Source organism: Streptomyces sp. bgisy130, from assembly GCF_057708345.1.
The window spans coordinates 121,510-127,828 of the sequence record NZ_JBYISA010000023.1; the positions used below are offsets into that span (position 1 = coordinate 121,510).

The following is a 6,319-nucleotide window of genomic DNA, read 5'->3' on the forward strand; positions in this document are numbered from 1 at the left end:
CAGGCTGTTGCTGCCTCCGGCCATAGCGGCGTCATCGAGGGGTGGCGGGCGGCGGAGCAAGGCTGCCGTCCCGCAGGGGCGTCGTTGAGGGGTGGTGGTCGGGAGAGGGGCAGGCCGTACCATTTGCGGCATGAGCACCACCGGCGCGATGGCGCACATCACCGTCAAGTCCCCCGAACAGATGCAGGAGTTGGGCCGCCGCCTGGCCCCGCTGCTGCGCCCCGGCGACCTCGTCCTGCTCACCGGTGAGCTGGGGGCCGGCAAGACGACGCTGACCCGCGGCCTGGGTGAGGGCCTGGGCGTGCGCGGCGCCGTCACCTCTCCCACCTTCGTCATCGCCCGGGTCCACCCCTCGCTGGCCGGCGGCCCCCCGCTGGTGCATGTCGACGCCTACCGGCTCGTTGGCGGGCTGGACGAGATGGAGGACCTGGACCTCGATGTCTCGCTGCCGGAGTCGGTGGTGGTCGTGGAGTGGGGCGAGGGCAAGGTCGAGGAGCTGTCCGATGACCGGCTGCATGTGGTGATCGGCCGCGCCGTGGGGGACGACGGTCCGGCGGCGCCGGAGGCCGACGCGGACGATGTGCGCGAGGTGACGGTCACCGGCTTCGGCGCGCGCTGGGCGGACGCCGGTCTGCCCGCGCTGGAGACCTGCTGACGGCGGCGCGGGACGGCCACGGCGGCGGTCCGGCCCGGCCGGGGACCGGGCCAGGTGCCCGGTAGTTTCCGACAAGCCGTCGGTAAGATGTTGCGCACCCGGTGCCGGGCGTGGTCACATGGGGTGGAGACCCCAGTTAGGTGAGCCTAAGTAGCCAGCCTAGCTTCTGTCGCAGGAGCCCCAGGAGGCGTCCATGCCGGCCCACCAGCCCTTCCCCACGCCTGACGGCCGCGAGGGCGGCCCCGTCGCGGCGGCCGGGCGCGCCGCCCGCGAGACGCCGACGATGAATGAGCTGCTGGCGGCGTGCGCCGCGGCCAGCGCGGTCTCCACGCCCCCCGACGCCGCCGAGGAGGCCCGTCAGGACAAGCCCGCGGAGCCGGCGGCGGAGGAGCCCGAGGAGCCGGCGTCCACCGGAGGCCGCGACGCGGCGTAGCCCGTAGGGGCGAACGGCGGACCGTACGGGAGCCGGGCGGTCAGGAGACCACGACGACCTTGGTGCCGGTGGGCGCGAAGTCCCACATGGCCTTGCCGTCCGCACGGGACTCGCGGATGCCGCCGGTCTTCTTCCCCGCGCCCGGGTCGGGCCGCGAGCCGTCCACGGCGGCGCTGAAGCCGACCGTGACCCCGCTGACACTGGCGAACCGCACCACGTGCTCGATCGCGATCCCGTCCGAGCCCGTGACGCTGACCGACCGCGAGGCGACCGCGTAGGACCCCGGCGGCGGGCTGACCGTGCTCGGCGTGACCGCGAACGTCCGCAGCGCCTTGCCCTGCGCGCCGACCAGCCAGACCCGCTTGGCGCCGAGCGAGTAGACGATCCGCTGGCCGGTGCCGGACGCCGCCGGGACCGGGGCCGGAGCCGGGGCCTTGGGCTTCTTGCCCTGCTTGGCCGGCTGCTTCTCGGGGCTGCTGTGCCGGCCGTCGCTGCGGGCCTGGGTGAGGGTGTCCGGGGCGGACGCCGCGGCCTGGTAGCCGAGCACTCCGACCACGACCAGGGCCGCCGTGGTCAGCGCGGTGACGATCGTGCTGCTCTTACCGGGCACCGCTGTGCCACCTTTCCTCCCTCTCCCTGCCGCCGGCGGGGAGTCCCGGGCCTGGAGGCCGGGCTGCTTGCTGCTGGGCTACGGGGGCGACGGTAGCACCGGGAACGGGAACCACCCGCCGAGCCGTAGTCTTAAGGACGTGCTGCTGCTAGCTCTTGACACCGCCACCCCCGCCGTCACCGTCGCGCTCCATGACGGCACCCGCGTTCTCGCCGAGTCCCGCCAGGTGGACGCGCGCCGGCACGGCGAGCTGCTGCTGCCCGCCGTCGACCGGGTGCTGGCCGAGGCCGGGCACCGGCTCGACGCGGTCAGCGACATCGTGGTCGGCGTGGGCCCGGGCCCGTACACGGGGCTGCGCGTCGGCCTGGTGACCGCCGCCACCTTCGGGTCCGTGCTCGGCGTACCCGTGCACGGTCTGTGCACCCTGGACGGCCTCGCCCACGCCTCCGGGCTGACCGAGCCCTTCGTCGTGGCCACCGACGCCCGCCGCAAAGAGGTCTACTGGGCGCGCTACGAGAATGCCCGCACCCGGCTGACCGACCCGGCCGTCGACCGCCCCGCGGACCTCGCCGACCAGGTAGCCGGCGTCCCGGCGGTGGGCGCGGGCGCGGTGCTCTACGACACGGTCTTCACCGGCGTACGGCGCGAGGCGCCCGAGCACCAGTCCGCCGGCGCGCTGGCGGACCTGGCCGCCCTGAAGCTCGCGGCGGGGGAGGAGCTGCTGCCGCCGCAGCCGCTGTATCTGCGCCGTCCGGACGCCCAGGTCCCCGCCAACTACAAGGTGGTCACTCCCCGGTGAGTTCCCGCCCGTCATCCGAGCCCCGCTCCCCGGCGTCTGCGCGCGGCGACGACGCCCGGCCCGGGGCCGCGCTGCGCGAGATGCGCTGGTGGGACATAGCGCCGGTGCTGGAGCTGGAGCGGGAGCTGTTCCCCGAGGACGCCTGGTCGCCGGGCATGTTCTGGTCCGAGCTGGCGCATGCCCGCGGGCCGTTCGCCACCCGCCGCTATCTCGTCGCCGAATGGGAGGGGCCGCCGCGCCGGGGGGCACCCCGGACAGCGTCCGGGGGAGGCGCCCATGAGGGCGACTCGGGGGCGGGCCGGATCGTGGGCTACGGCGGGCTGGCCGCCATCGACGGCACCGGCGACATCCAGACCATCGCCACCGCCCGGGACCAGTGGGGCAGCGGCCTCGGCGCCCGGCTGCTGACCGAACTCCTGGGCGCGGCAACGGACTTCGAATGCCATGAGGTGCTGCTGGAGGTACGGGTCGACAACCTCCGCGCCCAGCGCCTCTACGAGCGCTTCGGCTTCGAGCCGATCGGTTTCCGCCGCGGCTACTACCAGCCCGGCAACGTCGACGCCCTGGTGATGCGCCGCACCACCCAGACCTCCTCCGAAGCACCCTCCGTACAAGGAACTTGACAACCATGGCTGACTCACGCGGCGGACCGCTCGTCCTCGGCATCGAGACCTCCTGCGACGAGACCGGTGTCGGCATCGTCCGCGGCCACACCCTGCTGGCCGACGCGGTCGCCTCCAGCGTCGACGAGCACGCCCGCTTCGGCGGCGTGGTGCCGGAGGTGGCCTCCCGCGCCCACCTGGAGGCGATGGTCCCCACCATCCAGCGCGCCCTGAAGGACGCCGGGGTCGCGGCCTCCGACCTGGACGGGATCGCGGTCACCGCGGGACCGGGCCTGGCCGGTGCGCTGCTGGTCGGCGTCTCGGCCGCCAAGGCGTACGCCTACGCCCTCGGCAAGCCGCTCTACGGCGTCAACCACCTGGCCTCGCACATCTGCGTCGACCAGCTGGAACACGGCGCACTCCCGGAGCCGACCATGGCCCTGCTGGTGAGCGGCGGCCACTCCTCGCTCCTCCTGGCCCCGGACATCACCTCCGACGTCCGGCCGCTGGGCTCGACGATCGACGACGCGGCGGGTGAGGCGTTCGACAAGATCGCGCGGGTGCTGCACCTCGGCTTCCCCGGCGGCCCGGTCATCGACCGCTACGCCCGCGAGGGCAACCCCGACGCGATCCGCTTCCCGCGCGGACTCACCGGCCCCCGCGACCCGGTCTACGACTTCTCCTTCTCCGGCCTGAAGACGGCGGTGGCCCGCTGGATCGAGGCCAAGCGGGCGGCCGGCGAGGAGGTGCCGGTGGCGGATGTCTCGGCGTCGTTCCAGGAGGCCGTGGTGGACGTGCTGACCCGTAAGGCCGTCCGGGCCTGCAAGGACAACGGCGTGGACCACCTGATGATCGGCGGCGGGGTCGCGGCCAACTCCCGGCTGCGGGCGATGGCCCAGCGCCGCTGCGAGGACGCCGGCATCACCCTGCGGGTGCCGCGGCCCAAGCTGTGCACCGACAACGGTGCGATGGTCGCGGCCCTGGGCGCGGAGATGGTGGCCCGCAACCGGCCGGCCTCCGCCTGGGACCTCTCCGCGGACTCGTCGCTGCCGGTCACCGAGCCGCATGTGCCCGGCGAGGCCCCCGAGGACGCCGCCGCCCACCCGCACGGCCACTCCCACGACCATGACCACGTCCACGAGATGAGCAAGCACAACCTCTACTCCTGAGGCCCGGCGAGGACTCGTTTTGTACTTCTGCGAGTCCTCGCGCCGCTCCCCAACCCGGCGTCCGGCTCAAGGTCTTACCCTGACTGGAGCACCGGGCGTGCGTGTGGGGAGGCGGCAGGCGGTGGACTGGTTCTGGTGGGTCTTCATCTTCTTCATGGCGGGCGGCTTCGCGAAGATCGCCGACACCGCCCGCACCGCGCTGCGCACCCGGCACGAACGCAAGATGGAGCGCCTGGAGACCGCCCGCCAGGAGCGGCAGGAGCTGGCCGCCGCCCAGAAGCCGCCGGAGCCGGTGTGCGGTTGCACCCACCACCTCGCCAAGCATGACAAAAAGGGCAAGTGTCATGAGCGGGTGGAGATGGCGGTCGCCTGGGACGCCGACCACAGGCCGGTGCAGTACGAGGCGGGCCAGTGCACCTGCCAGCAGTACATCGGCCCGCAGCCGCTCTCCCAGATCTACGCCGAGGACCTCACCGACCTGGCGTGACCGGGTCCGTGGCCGGATGCCCCAGCAGCATGGTCGGGGCGCCGGCGACCCGGGTGAGGAAGATCGTGCAGGACCTGCGGCCGCCGCCGAGCTTCAGCTTCTTGCGCAGCTCCTCGGGCTCCACCGCGGAGCCCCGCTTCTTGATCACCGCGATCCCGACCCCGCGCTCCCGCAGCAGCGCCTTGAGCCGCTTGACGTGGAACGGCAGCACATCGGTGATCGCATAGGCCGTCGCGTACGGCGTCCCGACCAGCCGGTCCGCGGTGATGTAGGCGATCGTCGGGTCGATCAGCCGCCCGTCGATCCGCGCGGCGACATCCGCGACGAGATGCGCCCGGATCACCGCCCCGTCCGGCTCGTACAGCCAGTCGCCGACCGGACCGACGGGTGCGGCCTCCTCGGCCGGCGCCGCGGACGGATCCGGCAGCCCGGTCCCGAGCAGCGAATCCCCCGCGGGCAGCAGAGTGGCGCGACGGCCACCGGCCACCGGGCGGGGCACACCACCCTCACCGGTCCCGAACCACACCACGGCTTCCTTGACATCGCCCCCGTCCGAGATCCACTCCGTCTCGGCATCCTCGGGCAGCGCCTCGTGCGGCACCCCCGGCGCGATCTTCAGCGCCGCGACCGGTGCCTGACGGGCCGCCTCGACCGCCCAGGACAACGGCGGCGAGTACGCCTCCGGATCGAAAATCCGCCCACCCGTCGCCCGGCCACCGCCCCTCACCGAGGCGCTGCGCGCCGCCCCCTTTTCCCGCGCCTTGCTGCGCCGCGCCGGATCGACGAACACCGCGTCATACCCCGCGGTGTCCACCTCCGTCACATCCGCACAGCGCACCTCGATCAGCTCCGCGAGCCCCAGCGCTTCCGCGTTGGCCCGCGCCGCCGCACACGCCAGCGGGTCACGGTCCACAGCCAGCACCCGGATCCCCGCCCGCGCCAGCGCGATCGCGTCGCCCCCGATACCGCAGCACAGGTCGGCCAGCGTACGGACGCCCAGCCCGGCGAGCCGGCGCGCACGGTGCTCTGCCACCGTGGCGCGGGTGGACTGCTCCACCCCGTTGGGCGTGAAGTACATCCGCCCCGCGTCCGCCCCGAACTTCGCCGCGGCCCGCTGCCGGAGCCGCGCCTGCCCGAGCGCGGCGGAAACGAGCCCTGCGGGGTGCTCGCGCCGCAGCCGGGTGGCTGCCGCCAGCTCATCCGACGGGTCGTAGTCCCGCAGCTCTGTCAGCAGGGCCTGGCCCTCGGGGGTGAGGAGGCGCGCGAAAGTGTCGAGGTCATTCACGGTGTCATTGTCCTCCCGCGTTTTCGGCTTTCCCGCCGTGGGTGTTGCTCGCCGTTACGCCTGCGGCGGGCTGGGTGGTTGTTGGGTGCGGTGACGGACCTCCGGGGCCGGTGTGTGGGACTGCTTCGCTTTACGTCCCACACACCGGCCCCTCCGGCCCGTCCCCTCCCGTTGGGGGAGTTGGTGACGGTGGGTGGGGGCTGGCCGCCGTAAGGCATAACCGGGCCCTACGGCCCGCACCGGACCACTACGGGTCCACCCACAAGGTTTTTCCCACCC

8 protein-coding genes are annotated in these 6,319 nt (G+C 73.5%); 6 read left to right on the top strand and 2 right to left on the bottom strand.

The window, feature by feature from the left end; translation table 11 throughout:
• Nucleotides 1–130 precede the first annotated feature (130 nt).
• Together tsaE and AC3EUV_RS26350 are read left to right on the top strand one after the other, a co-directional pair.
• On the top strand, nucleotides 131–655 hold the full coding sequence (gene tsaE, locus AC3EUV_RS26345; protein WP_432143899.1) for a tRNA (adenosine(37)-N6)-threonylcarbamoyltransferase complex ATPase subunit type 1 TsaE: 525 nt from the start codon (nucleotides 131–133) through the stop codon (nucleotides 653–655).
• A gap of 193 nt (nucleotides 656–848) precedes the next feature.
• Nucleotides 849–1,088: a hypothetical protein gene (locus tag AC3EUV_RS26350; protein ID WP_432143900.1), complete on the top strand. Its 240-nt coding sequence runs from the start codon at nucleotides 849–851 to the stop codon at nucleotides 1,086–1,088.
• Nucleotides 1,089–1,128: 40 nt separating this feature from the next.
• Here AC3EUV_RS26350 and AC3EUV_RS26355 read toward each other — a convergent pair whose 3' ends face one another.
• On the bottom strand, nucleotides 1,129–1,698 hold the full coding sequence (locus tag AC3EUV_RS26355; protein WP_432143901.1) for a hypothetical protein: 570 nt from the start codon (nucleotides 1,696–1,698) through the stop codon (nucleotides 1,129–1,131).
• 139 nt (nucleotides 1,699–1,837) lie between these two features.
• On the opposite strand from AC3EUV_RS26355, the gene tsaB reads away from it, so the two are divergent.
• From tsaB to AC3EUV_RS26375, 4 genes are all read left to right on the top strand, one after another.
• Nucleotides 1,838–2,497: a tRNA (adenosine(37)-N6)-threonylcarbamoyltransferase complex dimerization subunit type 1 TsaB gene (tsaB, locus tag AC3EUV_RS26360; protein ID WP_432143902.1), complete on the top strand. Its 660-nt coding sequence runs from the start codon at nucleotides 1,838–1,840 to the stop codon at nucleotides 2,495–2,497.
• Nucleotides 2,498–2,577: 80 nt separating this feature from the next.
• Complete coding sequence (locus AC3EUV_RS26365) at nucleotides 2,578–3,120, top strand: GNAT family N-acetyltransferase (RefSeq protein ID WP_432143908.1); 543 nt, start codon at nucleotides 2,578–2,580, stop codon at nucleotides 3,118–3,120.
• Between the two features lie 5 nt (nucleotides 3,121–3,125).
• Complete coding sequence (gene tsaD, locus AC3EUV_RS26370; protein WP_435604019.1) at nucleotides 3,126–4,268, top strand: tRNA (adenosine(37)-N6)-threonylcarbamoyltransferase complex transferase subunit TsaD; 1,143 nt, start codon at nucleotides 3,126–3,128, stop codon at nucleotides 4,266–4,268.
• Between the two features lie 121 nt (nucleotides 4,269–4,389).
• Nucleotides 4,390–4,755 (top strand): hypothetical protein, encoded by a 366-nt coding sequence (locus AC3EUV_RS26375; protein ID WP_432143909.1) that lies wholly within the window; start codon nucleotides 4,390–4,392, stop codon nucleotides 4,753–4,755.
• Here the strand turns inward: AC3EUV_RS26375 and AC3EUV_RS26380 are convergent.
• A complete protein-coding gene (locus AC3EUV_RS26380; protein WP_435604020.1) occupies nucleotides 4,739–6,040 on the bottom strand; it encodes a THUMP-like domain-containing protein in 1,302 nt (433 codons plus the stop codon). The two genes, AC3EUV_RS26375 and AC3EUV_RS26380, sit on opposite strands and share 17 nt — an antisense overlap.
• Nucleotides 6,041–6,319 lie beyond the last annotated feature (279 nt).